Raw genomic sequence first — 780 nt, forward strand, 5'->3', positions numbered from 1 at the left:
TGCTTTCAATTTCAATAAATTCTTGCCGTTCAACTTTTTTTACCTCAATTTCCTTTACCTCATTTTTTTGTGAATTAACCGCTTGTAGCTTAATTTGTGTTGTTTGGCTTTGTTGTGCTGTTTCAGGCGATAGATAATGTGCTTTAAAATCGCTTAGGATTCTTTCTTTTACCTCCTTGGCAATACCTTCTACTCCTTCACTATGGGTATAGACCATTGCAGGCTGTCCGTATAGGTTGGTGCCTGCAAGAGCATCCGTACAAATAACGTTTTCTCTTTGTGAAAGATACTCGTTTTGTAGCATCCCCTGTGGTAGCCTTGCTGTATTGCAAAACTGCTCTTCTATAGGGTTTAAAGCGCCTCTTTGACTGTCTTTTTGAAGGATGATAAGGTCGCTTCCTGCTTCGGTACCTGCATAATCGGTAAAGAGGTTGTTAGGCAGGCGCACGGCAGAGACAAGGCGCGCATTGGAGAGCATCGCTTGGCGAATAATCTCATTTTGAGGGCTATCGGCTACCCCTTGGGAAGTGATATAGGCAAGGAGTCCCCCTTCCTTTACCATATCCAAGCCCTTTAAGAAAAAGTAGTTATGCACCCTACGGGAGGCTTGTACCTTAGCAGGGTCATTGCTGCGAGAGTAACTCAAATCAAAGACAGCGGTATCGGAAAAAGGGATGTTGCTGGTTACCAAATCAAACTGATTTCTTTTCAGTGGGCTGATTTGTTCGAAGCCATCGATATGTACTTGCTCCTCGGGGTAAAGATGAGAGAGCACCTTGC

1 protein-coding gene is annotated in these 780 nt (G+C 43.8%); it reads right to left on the bottom strand.

All coding sequences use genetic code 11. The annotated features are described in order from the left end of the window. The coding region (locus HMPREF1551_RS05960) for an N-6 DNA methylase (protein WP_021628170.1) at positions 1-780 on the bottom strand (780 nt) is incomplete at both ends.

The organism is Capnocytophaga sp. oral taxon 863 str. F0517, from assembly GCF_000466425.1.
In the GTDB taxonomy this organism is placed as follows: Bacteria; Bacteroidota; Bacteroidia; order Flavobacteriales; family Flavobacteriaceae; genus Capnocytophaga.